This is a genomic window from Streptomyces endophytica (genome assembly GCF_026153355.1).
Lineage (GTDB): Bacteria > Actinomycetota > Actinomycetes > Streptomycetales > Streptomycetaceae > Streptomyces > Streptomyces endophytica.
This window is the reverse complement of sequence record NZ_CP110636.1, coordinates 2,217,757-2,240,460: the sequence shown is the minus strand read 5'-3', so window position 1 is coordinate 2,240,460 and position 22,704 is coordinate 2,217,757. Positions and strand designations below refer to the sequence as shown.

The following is a 22,704-nucleotide window of genomic DNA, read 5'->3' as shown; positions in this document are numbered from 1 at the left end:
GCTCTTAGTTTCCCCACGGTGTGCGTGCGGCGGCCCCGCGCAGGTACGCGGCTTTCCCGCCGCGGGGCGACCGCTTCGCCTCACGTCCACGGACCAGGCCCCTCCGGCCCGTCCCCTCCCGTGGGGGAGGAGCGGTGGTGGGTGGGGGCCGGCGTCTTGGCTCAGGTGACTGGTCGCCGGGGTCCAACGGTGGGGAGGCCACCCCGCAGTGGTAGGTGCATTCGGGGTGGCAGGGTTCCTTGGTGGGTGGGGTCGGGGGGTGGGGTGCGGGGCGCACCGTCGTCCAGGCGATGAGGGCGCCGGCCAGGAGGACGGCGGCGCACAGGGGCATGGCGCGGCGGAAGGTGGCGGCGAATTCGTCGGCCGAGCGGTACGCCTCGGGGCCCATGCCCGCCAGGAGGGGCAGGGCGGCCACCGCCATCAGGCCCGCGGCCCGGGCCGCCGCGTTGTTGATGCCGCTCGCGAGACCGGCCCGGTCCACGTCCACCGACGCCAGCACGGTCGAGGTGAGCGGCGCGACCAGGGTCACCATTCCCATGCCCAGCACGACCAGCGCGGGCAGCACGTCGGCCAGGTACGAGGCGCCCGGGCCGACCCGGATCATCAGCAGCATTCCGGCGGCACACAGCACCGGTCCGGCGGTGAGCGGGATCCGCGGCCCGATGCGCTGGCCGAGTTCACCGGAGCGGGCGGAGAGCAGGAGCATCAGCACGGTGGTCGGCAGCAGGGCGACGCCGGCCTGGAGGGCCGAGTAGCCCGCGACGACCTGGAGCTGGAGGACGGCCAGGAAGAAGAAGCCGCTGAACGCCGCGTAGACGCACACCGTCACCGCGTTGATCGCGGAGAACAGGCGGATGCGGAAGATCGCGGGCGGCAGCATCGGGTCCGTCCGGCGCCCCTCGACGCGGACGAAGGCCGCCCCGAGCAGCACACCGGCCACCGCGGGGACGACCACGCCGGGCGAGGCGCCCCGGCCGGGCGCCTCGATCAGCGCGTACGTCACCCCGGCCAGCGCCAGCGCGCCCAGCACCGCGCCCGCCACGTCGAACCCGCGGCGCGCCGCCGCGTCCCGCTCCCGGGTCTCGGGGACGTGCCGCAGCGCCACCGGTACGCACACCAGCGCCAGCGGTACGTTCACGAAGAACACCCAGCGCCAGCCGGGCCCGTCCACCAGCCAGCCGCCGACGAACGGGCCGATCGCCGCGGCCACGCCGCCCAGCCCCGACCAGGCACCGACCGCCCGGGCCCGGTCGTCCGGCCGGAAGACCGCCTGGATCAGGGCGAGCGAACCGGGCGTGAGCAGCGCACCGCCGACCCCCTGCAGCGCCCGGGCCGCGATCAGCACCCCGGCCTGCGGCGCCAGACCGCACAACAGCGAGGCGGTGGCGAACCAGATCACCCCGATGACGAAGATCCGCCGCCGCCCGTACCGGTCCCCCAGCGCCCCGCCCAACAGGATCAGCGCGGAGAGGGTGAGCAGATAGGCGGTCACCGTCCACTGCAGCACCGCCAGGTCCGCATGGAGGTCCTGTCCGATGCGCGGCAGCGCGACATTGACGACGGTGCTGTCCAGCATCGCCATCCCGGACCCCAGGACGGCGGTCAGCAGGACCCACCGCCCCTGCGGGGACCTCAGCCGCACATCGCTCATAGCCCGAGCCTGCCCGCCACCCGGGCCCCTCGCACGACGAAGGGGCGGACGCCCACGGGCGCCCGCCCCCACTCGGCCCACCAGCGGCGGGCCGGCCGTAGACCTACGGCTACTTGATCTTGGTTCCGGTGGAGCGGAGGTTCGCGCAGGCCTCCGTCACCCGCTTGGCCATGCCGGCCTCGGCCAGCTTGCCCCAGCTGCGCGGGTCGTAGGTCTTCTTGTTGCCGACCTCGCCGTCGACCTTCAGCACGCCGTCGTAGTTGCGGAACATGTGGTCCGCGATCGGACGGGAGAACGCGTACTGCGTGTCCGTGTCGAGGTTCATCTTGACCACGCCGTTCTCCAGCGCGGTGGCGATCTCCTGCTCGGTGGAGCCGGAGCCGCCGTGGAAGACGAAGTCGAACGGCGCGGACTTGCCGTACTTGGCGCCGACGCCCTCCTGGAGGTCCTTGAGGAGCTCGGGGCGGAGCACGACGTTGCCCGGCTTGTAGACGCCGTGGACGTTGCCGAAGGAGGCGGCGAGCAGGTAGCGGCCCTTCTCGCCCAGGCCCAGCGCCTCGGCGGTGCGCAGCGCGTCGTCGACCGTGGTGTAGAGCTCGTCGTTGATCTCGTGGGTGACGCCGTCCTCCTCGCCACCGGTCGGGGTGATCTCGACCTCAAGGATGATCTTGGCGGCGGCGGCCTTGGCGAGCAGCTCCTGGCCGATGGCCAGGTTGTCGGCGAGGGTCTCGGCCGAGCCGTCCCACATGTGCGACTGGAAGAGCGGGTTCTGGCCCTTGGCGACGCGCTCCGCGGAGATGTCGAGCAGCGGGCGGACGTAGCCGTCGAGCTTGTCCTTGGGGCAGTGGTCGGTGTGCAGCGCGACGGTGATGCCGTACTTGTCGGCCACGACGTGCGCGAACTCGGCGAGCGCGACCGCGCCGGTCACCATGTCCTTGTTGTGCTGGCCGCCCAGGAACTCCGCACCACCGGTGGAGATCTGGATGATGCCGTCGCTCTCGGCCTCGGCGAACCCTCGCAGTGCGGCGTGCAGCGTCTGCGTCGACGTGACGTTGATGGCCGGGTAGGCGAACTTGCCTGCCTTCGCCCGGTCCAGCATCTCGTTGTAGACCTCGGGGGTTGCGATGGGCATCTGTCCGCTCCTTGTATGTGCGGGTGTGCGTTCTTGGCCCTGACCTGGGACGGCGACGTTGCCGAGCACATCTTCCCAGACTCCGCGGATTGCTCCACCTCCCCCATCCGGCCACCACGCGAAAGGGGTGGTCGGTTTCCCGTGAAACCGCCCACCCCTCAACGAACCCGCAGGTCAGCGCGGTAGGTCCGCGTCAGCGCCGGGTGCCGCGCCGCCCTCAGGCAAGGCCGAGGTCGGCGAGCTGGAAGCCCGTGATATAGGGCAGTCCGGCGTCGGCGATCGCGGACGCGGCGCCGCGGTCGACGATGGTGGCCACCGCGACGACCTCGGCACCCGCCTCGCGGGCCGCCTCGACGGCGGTCAGCGGGGAGCCGCCGGTGGTGGAGGTGTCCTCGACGACCAGGACCCGGCGGCCGGTGATGTCCGGGCCCTCGATGCGGCGCTGCATGCCGTGCGCCTTCTGGGCCTTGCGGACGACGAACGAGTCCAGCCGCCGGCCGCGCGCGGCGGAGGCGTGCAGCATGGAGGTCGCGACCGGGTCGGCGCCCAGCGTCAGCCCGCCCACCGCGTCGTAGTCCAGGTCGGCGGTGATGTCCAGCATCAGCTGCCCCACCAGCGGCGCGGCCTCGCCGTCCAGGGTGATCCGGCGCAGGTCGATGTAGTAGTCGGCCTCCTTGCCGGAGGAAAGCGTCACCTTGCCGTGCACCACGGCCTTGTCCTTGATCTGCTGCAGCAGCTCGCCGCGCACGTCGTCACTCATGCTCTTGAGCTTATGCGGTGTCCCCGGACAGGCTCCGCCAGCTCCAGGTCATGGAGATCTCCAGCGGATCGATGGGCGTGACCAGGCGCGGCAGGGTGTTGAGTCCGTTGGGCGGGCCGGTCTGCGGTTCGACGCAGACCGCGGCCTCCTGCTCGTCGTAGACCACCACCCACTCGGTGCGGCTGGTGACCTTCAGTTCCAGGCGGCCCGGCCAGGTGAGGGTGGCGGCCACCCCGCGCGGCATGCCGAAGCAGTCGTCCCAGGGGCCGGGCCGCGGGGTGATCCGGCGGCCGGTCGGGAGGTGGTCGGGGCCCCGCTCCTCCTGCCACTCGGGCAGGAAGTCGAGGTGTACGTCCTCCCCTCGCCGAGGTTGCGCCGGAACCACGGGTGCCAGCCGGCCTGCGCCGGGAAGGAGTCGCCGGTGGCCTCGACGCCCATGGTGAGGGTGAGCGAGGCGCCGTCCGCGCCGAGCTGGACGAGCTGGGTGACCCGTCCCGGGTACGGCCAGGGGGCCGCCGGGTCGGTGAGGTCGTAGGTGAAGGCCGCCTCCGTGGGGCCGGTGCGGACGGTGCGCCAGCGGAGGTTGCGGCCGGTGCCGTGGATCGCGTGCGGCGGGGCGTTCAGCGGCATGCGGTGCAGCTCGCCGCCGTTGCGGAACTCGCCGTGCGCGAGCCGGCCGCACCACGGAACCATCGGGAAGCAGCCGTACTTGTCGCCCTGCCGAAGCAGTTCCGTACCGCCGACGCGGAGGCTGTCGATCCGGCAGCCGTTGTCCGGCCGGACGGTCACTTCGGTGTCTCCGGCGGCCAGCCGTACCCCGTCCGGCGCGCCGCCCTGCGTGGTGTTGTCGGTACTCACGGGGCCCGACCCTAGCGGTGCGCCGGGCCGCGCCGCGGGAAGTCGCCGGGGGCCGCGGTCAGCGGCGGCGGCGCAGCACCCGGCCGACGACGACGGCGGACGCCAGCACCACCGCGGCGGCCGGCGCCGCCCAGCGCAGGGTGAGCGACGTGGCGTTGGGCTCGGGTGCGGGTACCGGTGCGTACCGGCCGCGCGGCGGGGCGTGGTCGACCTCCTCGGCGCTGCGCCCGATCATCGTGCGGCGGGCGTGCGCGGCCTCGGCCGGGGCGACCTCGTCCAGCTCGCCCTCGTAGCCGAAGCCGGCCTCCTCGGCGGCGTCGCCGGCGTCGGCCAGGTCGGCCTCCTCGATGGCGTCCTCGTCGCTGAGCGGGTCCAGGGCGGGCGGTGGCACCTCGGCGTCGAAGACGCCGGTCCGGGCGGGCCCCTCGGCGACCGGGTGCTGCCGCAGGTCGTCCGCGAGGTTCTCGGCGAACCGGTCCAGCAGCCGGCGCCCGGCGGTCTCGGCGGACCGGTCGGTGGCCTCGGCCAGCCGGCCGTCGCTGTGGACCGTGCCGGCGCAGGCCAGGGTGGTACCGGGGCCGGGCTCGGTGGCGGGGGAGAGCCGTACGGTCAGGGTCAGCACGACCGCGCCGTCGCCCACGGATTCGGTGCCCTTCGCCTCGACGGTCAGTTCGGCGGTGCCGTCGTCACCGGGGCCGCCGTCCGCCGGTTCGCCGACCGTGAGACTGCCGCGGTAGGTGATGGTGGAGCTTCCGATGCGCAGCCGCAGCCGGCCCTCGGGGCGGTGCGGGGCGGCATCGGCGTCGAGCTGGACTCCGGGGACACAGCGCGCCACCCGCTCCGGTTCGGTGAGCGCCTGCCGCACGGTCCGGACGGGAAACGGAACGTACACCTCATGCTCCATGACAACGGAGCCTACCCAGCAGCTCCGGGACCGTGCCCGCCCACGCACAACTTTCTGCACTCCGGCCCGGGTCGGGGCCGCCGCGCGTACCCTGCCCCGGGTCGCGGAGGGGGTCAGTCCTGGTAGCGCGGACGCATCAGCGTGGAGGCCGGCAGGCCGGGGATGCGGTCGCGGAGGTCGCCGTGGCGGGCGGCCCGGAGCGCCTCGCGGGTCACCGGTGGCGGGGGCGCGTCGGGCGCGGGGCCGAAGCGGGGGCGCTGCCGGGCGGCGAGCACGAAGCCCCAGTAGCCGGGCGACGGTCCGGCGGTGAGCGGTTCGCCGGTCGGCCGCGGGGTGGGATCGGCCGAGCGGTCCGGGCCGAGGAAGGACGCGGGGCGGCCGGGCATGCGGTACGGGTCGGTGGCCAGGCCCACCGAGCGGACCGTCGCGTCCACCGTCCAGTACGCCCGGGCCCGGGCCACCGGCGGTCCGGCGTGCACCACCAGCCGCCCGCGGTCGGCCAGCAGCCGCGTGGCGAGGCCGTAGAACTCCTGGGAGTACAGCTTGGTGCTGGCGGTGATGCCGGGGTCGGGGAGGTCGGAGACGATGACGTCGTACGGCGCCGTGCGGTGGCCGGGGACGTCCCGGTCGCGCAGCCAGTCGAAGGCGTCGGCGGTGACGACGTGGACCCGGGGGTCACCGAGCGAGTGGCCGTTCAGGCGGGTCAGGCCGGGGTCCGTACGGGCCAGCCGGAGGACGCCGGGGTCGAGCTCGACGACGGTGACCGAGCGGACCGCGCGGTAGCGGAGGATCTCGCGCACGGCCAGGCCGTCGCCGCCGCCGAGGACCAGGACCCGGGCGTGCGGCCCGGCGGCCATCGCCGGGTGCACCAGCGCTTCGTGGTAGCGGCATTCGGTGTCGCCGCTGACCCGGAGCCGGCCGTCGAGATAGAGCTCCAGGGGCGGGCCGGAACCTTTCCTCTCCCGTCCCGCACCGGTTCCCGTACCGCCGGTCAGCACCACTTCCTGGATCCCGGTCTGCACCGCGACCCGGGCCGCCGAGCCGTACACCGCCCGGCGCGCGGCCCGTTCGAAGGGCGCGGCCAGCAACACGCCGGTGGCGAGCAGCGCCAGCACGAGGGCGTTCGCCACGAGCAGGCTCCAGCGGGCGCGGCGGGACAGGTCGCGGCGGAACAGCCAGAGCACCAGGGCGCCGCCGGCCACGTCGTTGACGGTGCCGGTGACCAGCGCGCCGGTCAGCTGGCCGAGGCTCGGCAGCAGCAGGAAGGGAAAGGCCAGGCCGCCGACGAGCGCGCCGACGTAGTCCGCGGCGAACAGGTCCGCGACCGCCCCGCCGGCGTCCTGCCGCCGCACCCGCTGGATCAGGGTCATCAGCAGCGGCACCTCGGCGCCGATCAGGACGCCGATGACCAGGGAGAAGGCGACGAGTGCGGAGCGGGACTGGGCGAACCAGGCGAAGCAGGCGTAGAGCGCCATCGCGGAGCTGCCGCCGACCAGCGCGAGGCCGGCCTCGACCGCGCCGAAGCCGACCGCCGCCCGGCACCGCAGCCGCTTGGCGAGCAGCGCGCCGATGCCCATCGCGAAGACCATGACGGACAGCACGACCGATGCCTGGGTGACCGAGTCGCCCACCAAGTACGTGGCCAGCGCGACGAGTTCGAGTTCGTAGACCAGCCCGCAGGCGGCGCAGACGAAGACCACGCAGAGCACGAGCAGCCGGCCGAGCCCGGCCGGGACGGGCAGCCGCGCCGGCGTCATGACCTCCGGCGGCCCGAGGGTGCCGGTGAGAGCGGACTCTGGCGGGTCGATCATGAAGTGAACGCTACGTGACGATTCCGTACTGATTGGTCACCCACACGTGTGCACTCTGCGGGCTACACGCGTCAGTTGAGCGAAGTCGTCGTGCAAGTCGGCGGCGGACGGCGGGCGTTGTGCGCCCGCGTGCACCACACCGCGCGCGCCCCGCCGCCATTCCACCCGCCTGGCGCGTACCCGCAAGGGAGAGGTGTCCGCTCTAGACGGCCGCGACCGCTGCGCGTACGCCCACCCGGGTCCGGGTGGCCACCAAACGGCCCTCCTGCGGATACGCGTGCCAGGTCCGCCAGCGCACCTGGTCCCGCTGGCACTGCGCCAGCAGCGCCGTGAAGGCGTGCGGCGAACCGGGGAACGTCCCGGCGAGCCCGTACGGATGCTCGGCGACCAGCGCGAGCAACTCCTGCGCGCGCCCCGCGAACGAACCGCGCGACAGGGTCTCCACATGCGCGGCGAACTCGTACTCCCAGTCCCCCAGCCGCTTGGCCACGCCGAGCGGCAGCGGGGTGCTGCTGCCCGGCATGCAGGCGACGGTCTCGGAACACGTCCCGCGTTCCTCTTTCAGGATGACCTGGTGGGAGGCGCCGAGCAGCCTCAACTGGACCTGGATGTCGTGGTGTTGGAGGTCGAGCACGGCCAGGGCCGGCAGGGGTTCCCTGTCCAGCGCCCAGGCCAGGTCACAGGCGCGGGTATCGGTGTACGCCGTCTTCAAAGTGGTGAGCATGGGTCGGCTCCGCAAGCACGCAGTGGAATGGTGGGCCGGCCCGCCCGTGAAGGATCAGGAATGTACGTCTGCCTGCCGGCTCGTGCCCACGTGGGAATCGGAGAACGTGGGGGATTCTCTATGAAGAGGGAATCATGAATGCCCGGTCACCACAGCAGCTTTACCCATCTTCTCCGGGTTTCCATCCCCTAGAGGGCCTAGCAGTTCATCTGTTCAACTGCCGTGCGCCCAGCGGGTGTTGGCGCTCATCAGCGACCCGCCGGGCGCATATGCGGACGTGCATGCGCCACCCGCATGTGTACGGATCAGGACCCTCCGCCGCAGCCCCCGCCACCACCGCAGCCACCACCGCCGCCGCACGAGTGCCCGCCGTGGTGGCCACCGCCGCCGTGATGCCCGCCGTGGTGGCCGCTCGACCCCGAGTCACCACCCGCCCACCAGCTGGCGCCGGCCGAGCTCCCGCCGCGTCCGCCGCCCCCGTTCCGCGCGGCCGCGACCACGACCCCGATCACCACCGCACAGACCAGCGCGAAAAACACGAACCCCATCATCTGCCTCACACTCCTTTCGCTCCCCCGAAGCGAGGCACGCTCCGTCCGGCGCCCCATGCGCCGTCCCGGCCCCTCCCGGGCCGCCGGCCGCCGCGTCGGCGGCCGCTTGTCTCCGTGATGTGGTGGGGCTGATGCCCTGGCCCTCCCCGTCTCAAAGCACAGTTGAGGAAGTCCAGAGGTTCGGCGCAGGATGGCGCGCATGGACCGACCGCTGCTCAATCGCTGCCTCGCCGAATTCGGCACCACGATCTTCGCCGAGATGTCGGCACTCGCCGTCCGCACCGGCTCCCTCAACCTCGGCCAGGGCTTCCCGGACGCCGACGGCCCCGAGGAGGTCCGGGAGGCGGCGGTGCGTGCCCTGCGCGACGGCCGCGGCAACCAGTACCCGCCCGGCCCCGGCGTCCCCGAGCTGCGCACCGCCGTCGCCGCCCACCAGGAGCGCTTCTACGGCCACCTGGGCCTGTCGTACGACCCCGACACCGAGGTCCTGGTCACCGCCGGCGCCACCGAAGCCATCGCGGCCGCGCTGCTCGCCCTCCTCGAACCGGGCGACGAGGTCGTCGCGCTGGAGCCGTACTACGACTCCTACGCCGCCTGCATCGCCATGGCGGGCGGCCGCCGGGTGCCGGTGACCCTGCGCGCCGAGCCGGAATCCGGTACCTACCGCCTCGACCTCGACGAGCTGCGCGACGCCGTCACCGACGACACCCGCCTCCTCCTCCTCAACACTCCCCACAACCCCACCGGCACCGTCCTGACCCGCGAGGAGCTCTCCGCCATCGCCGCGCTGGCCGTGGAGCGGGACCTCCTCGTGATCACCGACGAGGTCTACGAGCACCTGGTCTTCGAGGGCGAGCACCTGCCCCTCGCGTCCTTCCCCGGCATGCGCGACCGCACCGTCACCATCAGCTCGGCCGGCAAGACCTTCTCCTTCACCGGCTGGAAGGTCGGCTGGGTCACCGCGGCGCCGGAGCTGATCACCGCGGTCCGCTCGGCCAAGCAGTTCCTCACCTACGTCTCCGCCGGCCCCTTCCAGTACGCCGTCGCCGAGGCACTGGCCCTGCCCGACGACTACTACACCGGGCTGCGCGACGATCTGCGCGCCAAGCGCGACGTGCTCGCCGCCGGCCTGGCCGACGCCGGCTTCCGGGTCTTCCGGCCCGCCGGCACGTACTTCATCACCACCGACATCCGCCCGCTCGGCGCCGAGCTGTCCCAGGACGGCGACGGCTTCGCCTTCTGCCGTGCCCTGCCCGAGCGCGCCGGCGTCGTCGCCATCCCCAACGCCGTCTTCTACGACCACAAGGACCAGGGCACCCCCTTCGTCCGCTTCGCCTTCTGCAAGAGCATCGAGGTGCTCCAGGAGGCGGCGGGGCGGCTGAAGGCGCTGACGGCCGGATAGCCGGCCGGCAGGACCCGCACACGACGACGCGGGCCCCGGAGCGGATGCTCCTGGGCCCGCGCAGCCGGGTCCGGGGTGAAAGGGGGCGTCAGCCCTCCTCCTCGCCCGGCTTGTCGTCGGAGTCGCCGTCGATCTCGGCCTCCAAACCGAGCTGCTCGACGATCCACTTGTCGAATTCGATCGAGGCGCGAACCCAGCTGACCGTGCTCGACACGAAGTGTTCGAGCGAAACACCGGTGCCGATCAGCATCGATGCCTCACCGATCAGACGGACCGTGCCGTCGTCATGGGTGTGGGTGTAGGCCTTGGGCCACAGCGTCCGGCGGTTCCAGTCGTCGATCGCCTCCAGCAGCTTCGACTTCTCGTCGAGGCCGTGGACACGGTCGTAGAACGTGCGGACGGAGAAGATCTGCTGCTCCTCCTCGCCCCGGAACATGAAGTACGTGCGGAACTGCTCCCACGGGGCGGCGAGGTCACCCTCCTCGTCGACTACGTACTTCAGCTCCATCTGGTCGAGGAGCTGCTTGACCAGGTCCTGGTCTGGCAGGACGGGACCATCAGGCCCCGACGGCTGCGGTTCGGGCTGGCCCCCGAAATTCGGAATCGAGGACGGGTCGATGCTCACCGTGGAATTCCCTTCGTATGGTCCCTGCCATCCTCCCCCACATCCGCCCCACCCTGGCAAGCCCGGACGGGGCCGGTGCGGGCAACGTGTGGGTCAAGGGCATGATCCGGACGGTCCACCGGCGGCACCTGGCCCGGCCCGGGCGGGCGGTCCGCCGCCCGGGCCGGGCCGGCTCAGGCCGCGGCGCGCCCGGCGGCCGCGATCGTCAGCCGCTCGCCGTCGCCGTCCACGTCCACCCGTACGGTGTCGCCGTCGAGCACCTCGCCGGCCAGGATGGCCCGGGCGAGCTGGTCGCCGATGGCCGTCTGCACCAGCCGGCGCAGCGGCCGCGCGCCGTACGACAGGTCGGGCGCGGGGGCGTCGATGACCGGTTCGTGCCCCAGCCAGGCGAGCCAGTCCAGCGCGCGGTCGGTGACGTCCAGGGTGAGCCGGCGGTCGCCGAGCCGGCGCTGGAGGTGGTCCAGCTGGATCCGGGCGATCCGCTGCAGCTGTTCCGTGCCGAGCGGGTGGAAGACCACCACGTCGTCGAGCCGGTTGAGGAATTCGGGCCGGAACGACGCCCGGACGGTCTCCAGCACCCTCTCCTTCTTCTCCTCCTCCTTCAGCAGCGGGTCCATCAGGAAGGCGGAGCCCAGGTTGGAGGTGAGGATCAGGATGGTGTTCCGGAAGTCGACCGTGCGGCCCTGGCCGTCCGTGAGCCGGCCGTCGTCGAGCACCTGGAGCAGGACGTCGAAGACCTCGGTGTGCGCCTTCTCCACCTCGTCGAGAAGGATCACGCTGTACGGGCGGCGGCGGACCGCCTCGGTCAGCTGGCCGCCCTCCTCGTAGCCGACGTAACCGGGCGGTGCGCCGACCAGGCGGGCGACGCTGTGCTTCTCGCCGTACTCCGACATGTCGATCCGGACCATCGCCCGCTCGTCGTCGAAGAGGAAGTCGGCGAGCGCCTTGGCCAGCTCGGTCTTGCCGACGCCGGTCGGGCCGAGGAAGAGGAACGAGCCGGTGGGCCGGTCCGGGTCGGCGATCCCGGCGCGGGTCCGGCGGACCGCGTCCGACACCGAGCGGACGGCCTCGCTCTGGCCGATCAGCCGCTTGCCGATCTCCTCCTCCATACGGAGCAGCTTCTGGGTCTCGCCCTCCAGGAGGCGGCCGGCCGGGATGCCGGTCCAGGAGCCGACCACGTCCGCGATGTCGTCCGGGCCGACCTCCTCCTTGACCATGGACTCCTTGGCGGCCTCCTGCTCGGCCTCGGCGGCCGCGGCCTCCTCCAGCTCCCGCTCGACGCCCGGGATCTCGCCGTAGAGCAGCTTGGACGCGGTGTCGAAGTCGCCGTCCCGCTGGGCGCGCTCGGCCTGGCCGCGCAGTTCGTCGAGCTTCTCCTTCAGCTCGCCGACGCGGTTGAGGCTCTGCTTCTCCTTCTCCCACCGGGCGGTCAGTCCGCGCAGCTCCTCCTCCTTGTCGGCGAGGTCCTTGCGCAGCTTCTCCAGGCGCGCGACGGAGCCGGCGTCGGTCTCGTTGCGGAGCGCCAGTTCCTCCATCTTGAGGCGGTCGACGGCGCGCTGGAGCTCGTCGATCTCCACCGGCGAGGAGTCGATCTCCATCCGGAGCCGGGACGCGGCCTCGTCGACCAGGTCGATCGCCTTGTCCGGCAGGAAGCGGGAGGTGATGTAGCGGTCGGAGAGGGTCGCCGCGGCGACCAGCGCGGAGTCGGCGATCTGCACCTTGTGGTGCGCCTCGTAGCGGCCCTTGAGGCCGCGCAGGATCGCCACCGTGTCCTCGACGGTCGGCTCGGCGACCAGCACCTGCTGGAAGCGCCGCTCCAGCGCGGGGTCCTTCTCGATCCGCTCGCGGTACTCGTCGAGCGTGGTCGCGCCGACCATCCGCAGCTCACCGCGGGCCAGCATGGGCTTGAGCATGTTGCCCGCGTCCATCGACGAGTCCCCGCCGGCGCCGGCGCCGACGACGGTGTGCAGCTCGTCGATGAAGGTGATGATCCGGCCCTCGCTGGACTTGATCTCCGCCAGGACGGTCTTCAGCCGCTCCTCGAACTCACCGCGGTACTTCGCGCCCGCGACCATCGCCCCCAGGTCCAGCGCGACCAGCCGCTTGTTGCGCAGCGACTCGGGCACGTCGCCCTTGACGATCCGCTGCGCCAGCCCCTCGACGACGGCGGTCTTGCCGACGCCCGGCTCGCCGATCAGCACCGGGTTGTTCTTCGTACGGCGGGAGAGCACCTGCACCACCCGCCGGATCTCGTGGTCCCGGCCGATGACCGGGTCGAGCTTGCCCTCGCGGGCGGCCGCGGTGAAGTCCGTACCGAACTTCTCCAGCGCCTTGTAGGTGCCCTCCGGGTCGGGGTTGGTCACCCGCTGCCCGCCGCGGTTCGCCTCGAACGCGGCCAGCAGCTTCTTGGCGGAGGCGCCCTGCTGCTCCAGCAGCTCGCCGGTGCGCCCGCCCTTGGCGGCGATCCCGATCAGCAGGTGCTCGGTGGAGACGTAGTCGTCCCCGAGGTCCCTGGCCCGCTGGGTGGCGTCCGCGATCGCGGTCAGCAGCTCGCGGTCCGGCTGCGGCGGGGCGACCGTCGAGCCCTGCGCGCTGGGCAGCCCCGCGAGCTGCCGCTCGGCACCGTTGCGCAGCGCGGCGGCGTCGGCCTCCACGGCGGCCAGCAGGTCCATGATGTTCTCGTTGTCCTGCCCGGCCAGCAGCGCGAGCAGCAGATGCGCGGACGTCATGTCCGCGTGCCCGGCGGTGACCGCCCGCTCATTGGCGGCGCTCAGCGCCTCCCGGCTCTTGTTGGTCAGCTCGGCGTCCACGGCCTCGTGATCCTCCTCGTACTCGTGCCCATAGCCCGTACCGGCGCAGGTTCCCTGAGCCAATCCTGCCTATGCCAACGTGCGATAAGTTGAGTCTATTCCACTCAAGCCTGATCCAGGCTCCGGCGCCCCTCCTTACCCTGCCCCCCATTACGCTGGCCCGCATGGCCCACGACCTCAGCGCCCTCAGTCCCGAGTACCTCGCCTTCTGGGGCGAGTACCTGATGTCGACGCTCACCACGCCGCGGCCGAACGGGACGCCGCACGTCGTTCCGGTGGGGGTCACCTACGACGCGGAGCAGCGGATCGCGCGGGTCATCACGCGCAAGGACAGCACCAAGGTCAAGAACGTGCTGGCCGCCGGGCCGGACGGGGCGAGGGTCGCGGTGTGCCAGGTCGACCGGGGCCGCTGGGCGACCCTGGAGGGCGTCGCGCGGGTGCGGACCGAGGCCGAGGCGGTGGCCGACGCGGTCGCGCGGTACGCCGAGCGGTACGGCCGGACGCCGGCCCCCAACCCCGATCGGGTCATGATCGAGATCGCGGTCACCAGGGCCATGGGCCGGGCCTGAGCGCTACCGGAGACCCCTGGTCCAGACCTGTCCGAAAACGGACTCTCCGCATCCGGCGTCACAGCATCACCTGGTACTCAAGTACGACGGGGACCGAACAGCACCGGACAACGACGGGCGACTTCAGCCTCGTCCCGGCCGGAAAAAGGCAGCTGGAGGCGCCATGGCGTCGGCTTTGCGCATCGTGACGACCGTTCCGCGCCGTCCGCACCCCGCCCGTCCCCGCCCGCACGCCGAGCTCTGCCCGCGCTGCGGCGGCCAGCTCGCGGTCAACCAGGACGGCTGGAAGATCTGCCACGCCTGCGGATACGCCTCGCCACCCGGTACAGCCCCTCCACCACGGACCGCCCTCGGGGGTATCGTCGCCCCCACAGTCGCCACGCACCGGAGGGCACGATGAACTCGGTCCGAGTGACGGCGATCGCCTGCCTGATGCCGCTGTCCGAGCTGGACGAGGACCCGTTCCTGGTCGATGACCGCAGCCAGCACGACATGTGCAAACAGTGGGCGGCGGCCCGTGATTACCACCTGACCTGCCAGCTCACCCTGCATCACCTGCGCGCCGACCACAGCGCGCTGTGGCGCGACGTCGAAAAGGGCCTGGTCGATGTGTTCGTGACGCCCAATCGGCGGGCGCTGGAGAACGCCATCGACGGCGCCGACGAGTTCAGCGCCCGGTGCGCGGCGGCCGGCGTCCGGCTGGAGATCGCCGACCTCGACGAGCCGGTCTACACGCTCGCGATGAAGTCCCAGGTGCACCGCCGGCTGTCGATGCCGACGGCGGGCTACAACGGCTGCTGAACGCCCCGCGCAGCGCCCTCGCCGGCCGGCAACGCCCCCTCGCCCGCCCGCACACGGCGAAGGGCCGGGGCGGCTCGTCACCACCCCGGCCCCAGGCCGGTGAACCGCGAGGCGCGGCGTCCGTCACTCGGACCGCTTCGGCCGCCACACCACCAGCGCGCTGGTCTGCTGCACGTCCTGATACGGCACCAGATCACGCCGATAGGAGGCGTGCACCGCGGCCTCCCGCTGCTGCATCGCGCTGGCCGCGCCCTCCAGGGCGCCCTGCAGCTCGGCGACCCGCTGCTGCAGGGCCGCGACCTGGTTCTCCAGCTCGATGATGCGCTTGATGCCGGCGAGGTTGATGCCCTCGTCCTGGGACAGCTGCTGCACCGTGCGGAGCAGCTCGATGTCCCGGGCGGAGTAGCGGCGGCCCCGCCCGGCCGTGCGGTCGGGCGAGACCAGCCCCAGCCGGTCGTACTGCCGAAGGGTCTGCGGATGCAGGCCGGAGAGCTGAGCCGCGACGGAGATGACGTACACCGGCGACTCTTCGGTCAGTTCATACGGGTTACGACGCTGCCCGCCCCGGCTCTCCATCTCAAGCTCCCTTCGCGGCCTGGAACAGCTCCGCCCGCGGGTCGGACCCCGCGGTCGCCTCGCGATAGGACTCCAGCGCTTCCCTCGCCTCGTCGCTGAGGTCCTTGGGAACGACGACCTCGATGGTGACCAGCAGATCACCCCGGGTGCCGTCCTTGCGGGCCGCGCCCTTGCCCCGGGCCCGCATCGTGCGTCCGTTGGGGGTGCCGGCCGGCACCTTCAGCGTCACCGGCGGGCCGCCCAGCGTCGGGACCTTCACCTCGCCGCCGAGCGCCGCCTCCGGGAAGGTGACCGGCACCGTGACGGTGAGGTTGTCGCCCTTGCGGCCGAAGACCGGGTGGGCGCCGACGTGCACGACCACGTACAGATCGCCGGCCGGGCCGCCCCGCTCACCGGGGGCGCCCTTGCCGCGCAGCCGGATCCGCTGCCCGTCGGAGACGCCCGCGGGGATGCGGACCTGCATCGTGCGCGCGCTGGTGGCCCGTCCGCTGCCCTTGCAGACGTCGCACGGGTCCTGCGCGATCAGGCCGCGGCCCTTGCAGTCGGCGCACGGGTCGGTCAGCGAGAAGCCGCCGCCCGCGCCCCGGCTGACCTGGCCGGTGCCGACACAGGTCGGGCAGACCCGAGGCGTACCGTTTTTGTCGCCGGTGCCCGAACAGGCCTTGCAGGCCGCCTGGCTGGACATCCGCAGCGGGACCGTGGCCCCGTCGACCGCCTCGGTGAAGCTCAGCGTCACCTCGGACTCGACGTCCTGGCCGCGCCGCGGCTGGGTACGCGTACCCGCGCCGCCGCCGCGGTTGAACAGACCGCCGAAGACGTCGCCGAGCCCGCCGCCGAAGCCGCCGGCACCGCCGCCGCCACCGGCCGAGCCCCCGAACAGGTCGCCCAGGTCGAAGTTGAAGCTGCCGCCGCCGCCCGGCCCCGGCCGGAAGCCGCCGTTGCCGAACAGCGCGCGCGCCTCGTCGTACTCCTTGCGGCGCTTGGCGTCCCCCAGGACGTCATTGGCCTCGGAGATCTCCTTGAAGCGCTCCTCGGCCTTGGCGTCGCCCTTGTTGGCGTCCGGGTGGTTCTCCCGGGCCAGCTTGCGGTACGCCTTCTTGATCTCCGCTTCGGTGGCGTCCTTGGGGACGCCGAGGACCTTGTAGTAGTCCTTCTCGACGAAGTCCTTGGTGCTCATCCCCGACGTCCCTCCTCCCGCGCGGTTCTTCTGTTGGTCCTCACGTCAGCCCTCTTCCGGGCCACCGTTCTCCTCGTCCGAAGCCTTGGCGTCCTCGTCCGAGGCGGACTTGGCGCCCTGCGCGCCCGGCTGCGGTTCGGCGACGGCGACCCGCGCGGGGCGGATCGTTCGCTCACCGATGCGATACCCGGGCTGCAGAATCGCCACGCACGTCGTCTCCGTGACGTCCGGCGCGTACGAGTGCATCAGGGCCTCGTGGATCGTCGGGTCGAAGGGCTCGCCCTCCTTGCCGAACTGCTGCAGACCGAGCTTGGCGACCACGGTTTCCAGCGACTCGGCGACCGACTTGAAGCCGCCGACCAGCTCGCCGTGTTCACGCGCCCGGCCGACGTCGTCGAGCACGGGAAGGAGCTCGGACAGGAGGTTCGCCGACGCGATCTCCTTGACCGCGACCCGGTCCCGTTCCACCCGACGGCGGTAGTTCTGGTACTCCGCCTGGAGCCGCTGGAGGTCCGCCGTGCGCTCGTTGAGCGCCGTGCGCACCTGGTCCAGCTGCGCCTGGAGCGCTACGTCCGTTACGTCCCCGGCCGGGGCCGAGCCCGCCGTGTCGGCGGACTCGGCTTCCTGCGCCGCGTCTTCGGGGGATGCGGCGTCAGAGGGGACGTCGGGCTTCTCCTCGAAGCCCGGGGTCTCCTCCGTCACGCGGCACCGTCCTTCTTGGGCTTCTCGTCGTCGACGATCTCGGCGTCCACCACGTCGTCGGCGGCGTCGGCCTTGGCCTGCTCACCGGCCGGAGCACCCTCGGCGCCCGCGGCCTGCGCGTCGGCGTACATGGCCTGGCCGAGCTTCTGGGAGACGGCCGCGACCTTCTCGGTGGCGGTGCGGATCTCCGCGGTGTCCTCGCCCTTGAGCTTCTCCTTCAGCTCACCGACGGCGGCCTCGACCTCGGTCTTGACCTCGCCCGGGACCTTGTCCTCGTTGTCCTTGAGGAACTTCTCGGTCTGGTAGACGAGCTGCTCGCCCTGGTTGCGGGCCTCCGCGGCCTCGCGGCGCTTGTGGTCCTCGTCCGCGTACCGCTCGGCCTCCTCCCGCATCCGGTCGACCTCGTCCTTCGGCAGCGAGGAGCCGCCGGTGACGGTCATCTTCTGCTCCTTGCCCGTGCCCAGGTCCTTCGCGGTCACGTGCATGATGCCGTTGGCGTCGATGTCGAAGGAGACCTCGATCTGCGGGACGCCACGCGGGGCCGGCGGCAGACCGGTCAGCTCGAACATCCCGAGCTTCTTGTTGTACGCCGCGATCTCGCGCTCGCCCTGGTAGACCTGGATCTGCACGGACGGCTGGTTGTCCTCGGCGGTGGTGAAGATCTCGGACCGCTTGGTCGGGATCGTCGTGTTCCGCTCGATGAGCTTGGTCATGATGCCGCCCTTGGTCTCGATGCCGAGGGACAGCGGGGTGACGTCCAGCAGGAGGACGTCCTTGACCTCACCCTTGAGGACACCGGCCTGCAGGGTGGCGCCGATGGCCACGACCTCGTCCGGGTTGACGCCCTTGTTGGCGTCCTTGCCGCCGGTCAGCTCCTTGACGAGCTCGGCGACGGCCGGCATACGGGTCGAACCGCCGACCAGGACCACGTGGTCGATCTCGGCCAGCTGGATGCCGGCGTCCTTGATCACGTTGTGGAACGGGGTCTTGCAGCGCTCCAGCAGGTCCGCGGTGAGCTGCTGGAACTGCGAGCGGGTGAGCTTCTCGTCCAGGTGCAGCGGGCCCTCGGCCGAGGCGGTGATGTACGGCAGGTTGATCGTCGTCTCGGTGGACGACGACAGCTCGATCTTCGCCTTCTCGGCGGCCTCGCGCAGACGCTGCAGCGCCATCTTGTCCTTGGACAGGTCGACGCCGTGGCCGTTCTGGAACTGCTTGACCAGGTAGTCGACGACGCGCTGGTCCCAGTCGTCACCACCGAGGTGGTTGTCACCGTTGGTGGCCTTCACCTCGACGACGCCGTCGCCGATCTCCAGCAGCGAGACGTCGAAGGTGCCGCCACCGAGGTCGAAGACCAGAATGGTCTGGTCGTCCTTCTCCAGGCCGTAGGCCAGGGCGGCCGCGGTGGGCTCGTTGACGATGCGCAGGACGTTGAGGCCCGCGATCTCACCGGCCTCCTTGGTGGCCTGGCGCTCGGAGTCGTTGAAGTAGGCCGGAACGGTGATGACCGCGTCGACGACCTTCTCGCCCAGATACGCCTCGGCGTCCCGCTTGAGCTTCTGCAGGATGAAGGCGCTCATCTGCTGCGGGTTGAAGTCCTTGCCGTCAATGCCGATCTTCCAGTCGGTGCCCATGTGGCGCTTGACCGACCGGATGGTCCTGTCGACGTTGGTCACCGCCTGGCGCTTGGCGACCTCGCCGACCAGCACCTCGCCGTTCTTCGCGAAGGCGACGACGGACGGCGTGGTCCTGGCGCCCTCGGCGTTGGTGATGACGGTGGGCTCACCGCCTTCAAGAACACTGACGACGGAGTTCGTCGTGCCCAGGTCGATGCCGACCGCACGTGCCATTTCAATTCCTCCAGCTGACTTGAGTGGAACAGGCTCAAGAGTGCAACACCGAGAAAAACCTGTCAACAGAGCTGAGTCGAGTCCACTCAACTTTTATGTCGCCCTTATCGTCACCCGGCCACCACCGAGGACGCCCGCCCCCGACGGAGGGTTGCCTTCGCGACACAGATCACCGGCCGGGCGCCTTCATGGGGCCGGGGAGAATGGGTAACCTCAGCCGCAGACTCAAAAAGTTACTCAGTAGTAGAGCGCTGGGCCCGCTCCACGCTCTCCGTCTTCCGCTCTCGCAGGTCCGAGGAGCCCCTCATGCAACTCGCCGCGATCATCGTGTCGCTGGTCCTCATCGCGGTCGGTGTCGCGCTATTCGGCCGCGCCATCTTGCAGATCTACCGCCAGATGCGGCTCGGCCAGCCCGTACCCGCCGGCACCCGCACCGATGCCCCCGTTCAGCGAACGGTCACCGTGGTCAAGGAGTTCCTCGGCCACACCCGGATGAACCGCTGGGGCATCGTCGGTGTCGCGCACTGGTTCGTGGCGGTGGGCTTCTTCTCGCTGCTGCTGACGATCGTCAACGCCATCGGCCAGCTCTTCAAGGCCGACTGGATCCTTCCGGTCATCGGTGACTGGACGCCGTACAACGTCTTCGTCGAGTTCCTCGGCACGATGACGACCCTCGGCATCCTCGCCCTGATCGTGATCCGCCAGCTGAGCAAGCCGAACAAGGCGGGCCGCAAGTCCCGCTTCGCCGGCTCCAACTTCGGCCAGGCGTACTTCGTCGAGGCCGTCATCCTCATCGTCGGCGTCTGCATCTTCACGCTGCACGCCCTGGAGGGCGCCCAGCACCACGTGGACGCCTACGAGGCGTCGTTCTTCATCTCGTACCCGGTGGTCGCCTGGTTCAGGGGCCTGGACGTCGCCACGCTCCAGAACCTGACCTACTTCTTCGCCGGCCTGAAGATCGCGACCTCCTTCATCTGGATGATCACGGTCGCCCTGAAGACCGACATGGGTGTGGCCTGGCACCGCTTCCTGGCGTTCCCCAACATCTGGTTCAAGCGCGAGGCCGACGGCGACGTCGCCCTGGGCGCGCTGCAGCCGATGACCTCGGCCGGCAAGCCCATCGACTTCGAGGACCCGGGCGAGGACGACCAGTTCGGCGTCTCCCAGATCGAGCACTTCTCCTGGAAGGGCCTGCTGGACTTCTCCACCTGCACCGAGTGCGGCCGCTGCCAGTCCCAGTGCCCCGCCTGGAACACCGGCAAGCCGCTCTCCCCCAAGCTGCTGATCATGGCCCTGCGCGACCACGCACACGCCAAGGCGCCCTACCTCCTCGCCGGCGGCGGCAAGACGATGGAGGGCGAGGAGAAGGCCACCGAGGAGCAGCTCGCCGACGTCCCCGCCAGCGCCCTCGCCGAGGCCGAGCGCCCGCTGATCGGGACGCTGGAGGAGAACGGCGTCATCGACCCCGACGTGCTGTGGTCCTGCACCACCTGCGGCGCCTGCGTCGAACAGTGCCCCGTCGACATCGAGCACATCGACCACATCGTCGACATGCGCCGCTACCAGGTCATGATCGAATCCAGCTTCCCCAGCGAAGCCGGCACCATGCTCAAGAACCTGGAGAAGAAGGGCAACCCCTGGGGCCTGGCCAAGAAGCAGCGCCTGGAATGGACCAAGGACGTCGACTTCCCCGTCCCCGTCGTCGGCAAGGACGTCGACGACCTCACCGAAGTCGACTACCTCTACTGGGTCGGCTGCGCCGGCGCCCTCGAAGACCGCGCCAAGAAGACCACCAAGGCCTTCGCCGAACTCCTCCACATCGCCGGCGTCAACTTCGCCATCATGGGCGGCGACGAGAAGTGCACCGGCGACTCCCCCCGCCGCCTGGGCAACGAATTCCTCTTCCAGCAACTCGGCGCGGAGAACGTCGCCACCCTCAACGCCGCCTTCGGCGAGGACGACGAAGACGAATCCACCAAGAAGCCCAAGGCCGCCAAGAAGATCGTCGCGACCTGCCCGCACTGCTTCAACACCATCGCCAACGAATACCCGCAGCTCGGCGGCCACTACGAGGTCATCCACCACACCCAACTGCTCCAGCACCTCATCGACGAGGGCAAACTCATCCCCGTCACCCCCGTCGAAGGCCTGATCACCTACCACGACCCCTGCTACCTGGGCCGCCACAACAAGGTCTACACACCCCCGCGCGAAATCATCGCCAAGGTCCCCGGCCTGCGGAACGAAGAAATGCACCGCCACAAGGAACGCGGCTTCTGCTGCGGCGCCGGCGGCGCCCGCATGTGGATGGAAGAGCGCATCGGCAAGCGCATCAACAACGAACGCGTCGACGAAGCCCTCTCCCTCAACCCCGACATCGTCTCCACCGCCTGCCCCTTCTGCCTCGTCATGCTCACCGACTCCGTCAACGGCAAGAAAAACGATGGCAAGGCGAAGGAATCCATCCAGGTCGTCGACGTCGCCCAGCTCCTGCTGGACTCGGTGAAGACGCCGACCGACCCGACGGACGAGCCGGAAGCGGCGAACGAGCCGGAGCCGGAGCCGGTGAAGTAGCCCACACCTGAAAACCCCGGGTGGGGGTGCACGTGAGCGATCACGTGCACCCCCACTCAGCTTTTGAGCGGGGGAGCGACTTTTCAGCGGGGGGGGCAACTTTTCAGCGGGGGAGCAACGGTGAGCAACCCCGCGGCGGGACAGCCGAGTACGCGGGCGGCACCGCACGGCGCGGCGCATGTCACAGCTCAGCCCCAAACGCACCCCCATCTCCCCACTCGGCCACCCGTCCCGCAGGGAGCAGGTACTTTCGAAGGCGTGGCTGGATTCAGGATGGGTCGCGGACGGGATGCCCGCCCCGCGCAGAACGGACAGCAGGGGCAGGCGCAGCAGGCGCCGTACGGGCAGCAGCAGGGGCCGTACGGACAGCAGGCCGCGCCGCCACCGCACGGGCAGTGGCAGCAGTACGGCGGCGGACCGCAGGGGCAGCCGCAGCAGTACGGCGAGCCCGAGTACTTCGGCGACGCCGGCGGCGCCGGCTACGCACCGTACGGCGGTGACAACAACGCCGGCAGCACCCGGCAGTTCAGCATCGGCGAGGCGCCGGACGCCTACGGCCCGTACCCCGATCAGTACGGCAACGGCCCGGACGGCGGTGAGTACGCCGCCGGCGGCACGTACCGCGCCGGCCAGTCCGCCGCCCCGCCGGCCGGCCCCCGGCTGCACTGGAAGCAGCTGCTGTCCGGCATCGTGCTGCGTCCCGACCCGACGTTCTGGCAGATGCGGGACCACACGGTCTGGGGCCCGGCCCTGACCGTCACGTTCATCTACGGCCTGCTCGCGGTCTTCGGCTTCGACAAGGCCCGTGAGGACGTGCTGAACGCCACGCTCTCCAACAGCATCCCCTGGGTGCTGATCACCGCCGTGATGTTCATCATCGGCAGCCTGATCCTGGGCGCGGTCACCCACACCCTGGCCCGCCAGCTCGGCGGCGACGGTGCCTGGCAGCCGACCATCGGCCTGGCCATGCTGATCATGACGATCACGGACGCGCCCCGGCTGCTGTTCGCGATGTTCCTCGGCGGCGACTCCACGCTCGTCCAGGTCCTGGGCTGGCTGACCTGGCTCGCCACCGGCTATCTGCTGACCTCGATGGTCAGCAAGTCGCACGACCTGCCGTGGCCGAAGGCACTCGGCGCCTCCGCGATCCAGCTGGTCGCGCTGCTGGCGCTGCTCAAGCTGGGCACCCTGTAGGCCACGGCCCGGCCCGGCCACACGTCGAGGGCCCGT

The 22,704-nt window shown here is 71.1% G+C and carries 17 protein-coding genes and 1 pseudogene; 5 read left to right on the top strand and 13 right to left on the bottom strand.

Annotated features, from left to right (window positions below; all coding sequences use genetic code 11):
- Positions 1-4: 4 nt before the first annotated feature.
- The 7 genes and pseudogenes from OJ254_RS10100 to OJ254_RS10070 all read right to left on the bottom strand — a co-directional run bounded on the left by OJ254_RS10100 (position 5) and on the right by OJ254_RS10070 (position 7,840).
- A complete protein-coding gene (locus tag OJ254_RS10100; RefSeq protein ID WP_265362078.1) occupies positions 5-1,651 on the bottom strand; it encodes an MFS transporter in 1,647 nt (548 codons plus the stop codon).
- Between the two features lie 109 nt (positions 1,652-1,760).
- Positions 1,761-2,783: a class II fructose-bisphosphate aldolase gene (gene fbaA / locus OJ254_RS10095; protein WP_265362077.1), complete on the bottom strand. Its 1,023-nt coding sequence runs from the start codon at positions 2,781-2,783 to the stop codon at positions 1,761-1,763.
- Between the two features lie 217 nt (positions 2,784-3,000).
- Positions 3,001-3,543 (bottom strand): orotate phosphoribosyltransferase, encoded by a 543-nt coding sequence (gene pyrE, locus OJ254_RS10090; protein ID WP_030414455.1) that lies wholly within the window; start codon positions 3,541-3,543, stop codon positions 3,001-3,003.
- A gap of 10 nt (positions 3,544-3,553) precedes the next feature.
- Positions 3,554-4,401, bottom strand: a pseudogene (locus OJ254_RS10085) (aldose epimerase family protein).
- A gap of 58 nt (positions 4,402-4,459) precedes the next feature.
- Positions 4,460-5,305, bottom strand: coding sequence for an SRPBCC family protein (locus OJ254_RS10080; protein WP_265362076.1), 846 nt, complete (start codon positions 5,303-5,305; stop codon positions 4,460-4,462).
- A gap of 113 nt (positions 5,306-5,418) precedes the next feature.
- Positions 5,419-7,116, bottom strand: a complete 1,698-nt coding sequence (locus OJ254_RS10075) for a polyamine aminopropyltransferase (RefSeq protein ID WP_265362075.1) — start codon at positions 7,114-7,116, stop codon at positions 5,419-5,421.
- A gap of 202 nt (positions 7,117-7,318) precedes the next feature.
- The gene (locus OJ254_RS10070) at positions 7,319-7,840 is read right to left on the bottom strand and encodes a DUF2617 family protein (protein ID WP_265362074.1); all 522 of its coding nucleotides are present in this window, start codon (positions 7,838-7,840) and stop codon (positions 7,319-7,321) included.
- A gap of 750 nt (positions 7,841-8,590) precedes the next feature.
- Here OJ254_RS10070 and OJ254_RS10065 point away from each other — a divergent pair.
- Positions 8,591-9,793, top strand: coding sequence for a pyridoxal phosphate-dependent aminotransferase (locus OJ254_RS10065; protein ID WP_265362073.1), 1,203 nt, complete (start codon positions 8,591-8,593; stop codon positions 9,791-9,793).
- 88 nt (positions 9,794-9,881) lie between these two features.
- Here OJ254_RS10065 and OJ254_RS10060 read toward each other — a convergent pair whose 3' ends face one another.
- Both OJ254_RS10060 and clpB read right to left on the bottom strand, forming a co-directional pair.
- Positions 9,882-10,418 carry a YbjN domain-containing protein gene (locus OJ254_RS10060; RefSeq protein ID WP_030414448.1) on the bottom strand — a complete coding sequence of 179 codons (537 nt, stop codon included), beginning with the start codon at positions 10,416-10,418 and terminating at the stop codon, positions 9,882-9,884.
- 173 nt (positions 10,419-10,591) lie between these two features.
- A complete protein-coding gene (gene clpB / locus OJ254_RS10055; RefSeq protein WP_265362072.1) occupies positions 10,592-13,228 on the bottom strand; it encodes an ATP-dependent chaperone ClpB in 2,637 nt (878 codons plus the stop codon).
- 164 nt (positions 13,229-13,392) lie between these two features.
- On the opposite strand from clpB, the gene OJ254_RS10050 reads away from it, so the two are divergent.
- Positions 13,393-13,797 (top strand): pyridoxamine 5'-phosphate oxidase family protein, encoded by a 405-nt coding sequence (locus OJ254_RS10050; protein WP_261956878.1) that lies wholly within the window; start codon positions 13,393-13,395, stop codon positions 13,795-13,797.
- Between the two features lie 396 nt (positions 13,798-14,193).
- Entirely contained in the window at positions 14,194-14,598 is a 405-nt protein-coding gene (locus OJ254_RS10045; protein WP_261956877.1) for a hypothetical protein, read from the top strand.
- Positions 14,599-14,721: 123 nt separating this feature from the next.
- On the opposite strand, the gene OJ254_RS10040 is transcribed toward OJ254_RS10045, so the two are convergent.
- The 4 genes from OJ254_RS10040 to dnaK are packed head-to-tail and all read right to left on the bottom strand — an operon-like array spanning position 14,722 to position 18,900.
- Positions 14,722-15,174 (bottom strand): heat shock protein transcriptional repressor HspR, encoded by a 453-nt coding sequence (locus OJ254_RS10040; RefSeq protein WP_261956876.1) that lies wholly within the window; start codon positions 15,172-15,174, stop codon positions 14,722-14,724.
- A 1-nt stretch (position 15,175) separates the two neighbouring features.
- Positions 15,176-16,351, bottom strand: coding sequence for a molecular chaperone DnaJ (gene dnaJ / locus OJ254_RS10035; RefSeq protein ID WP_261956875.1), 1,176 nt, complete (start codon positions 16,349-16,351; stop codon positions 15,176-15,178).
- A 45-nt stretch (positions 16,352-16,396) separates the two neighbouring features.
- Positions 16,397-17,053, bottom strand: a complete 657-nt coding sequence (grpE, locus tag OJ254_RS10030; protein WP_265362071.1) for a nucleotide exchange factor GrpE — start codon at positions 17,051-17,053, stop codon at positions 16,397-16,399.
- Complete coding sequence (dnaK, locus tag OJ254_RS10025) at positions 17,050-18,900, bottom strand: molecular chaperone DnaK (RefSeq protein ID WP_265362070.1); 1,851 nt, start codon at positions 18,898-18,900, stop codon at positions 17,050-17,052. Before dnaK ends, grpE begins: the two co-directional genes overlap by 4 nt.
- A gap of 306 nt (positions 18,901-19,206) precedes the next feature.
- Here dnaK and OJ254_RS10020 point away from each other — a divergent pair, with 306 nt between their 5' ends.
- Together OJ254_RS10020 and OJ254_RS10015 are read left to right on the top strand one after the other, a co-directional pair.
- Complete coding sequence (locus OJ254_RS10020) at positions 19,207-21,474, top strand: (Fe-S)-binding protein (protein WP_265362069.1); 2,268 nt, start codon at positions 19,207-19,209, stop codon at positions 21,472-21,474.
- A gap of 273 nt (positions 21,475-21,747) precedes the next feature.
- The gene (locus OJ254_RS10015) at positions 21,748-22,668 is read left to right on the top strand and encodes a Yip1 family protein (protein ID WP_265365109.1); all 921 of its coding nucleotides are present in this window, start codon (positions 21,748-21,750) and stop codon (positions 22,666-22,668) included.
- Positions 22,669-22,704 lie beyond the last annotated feature (36 nt).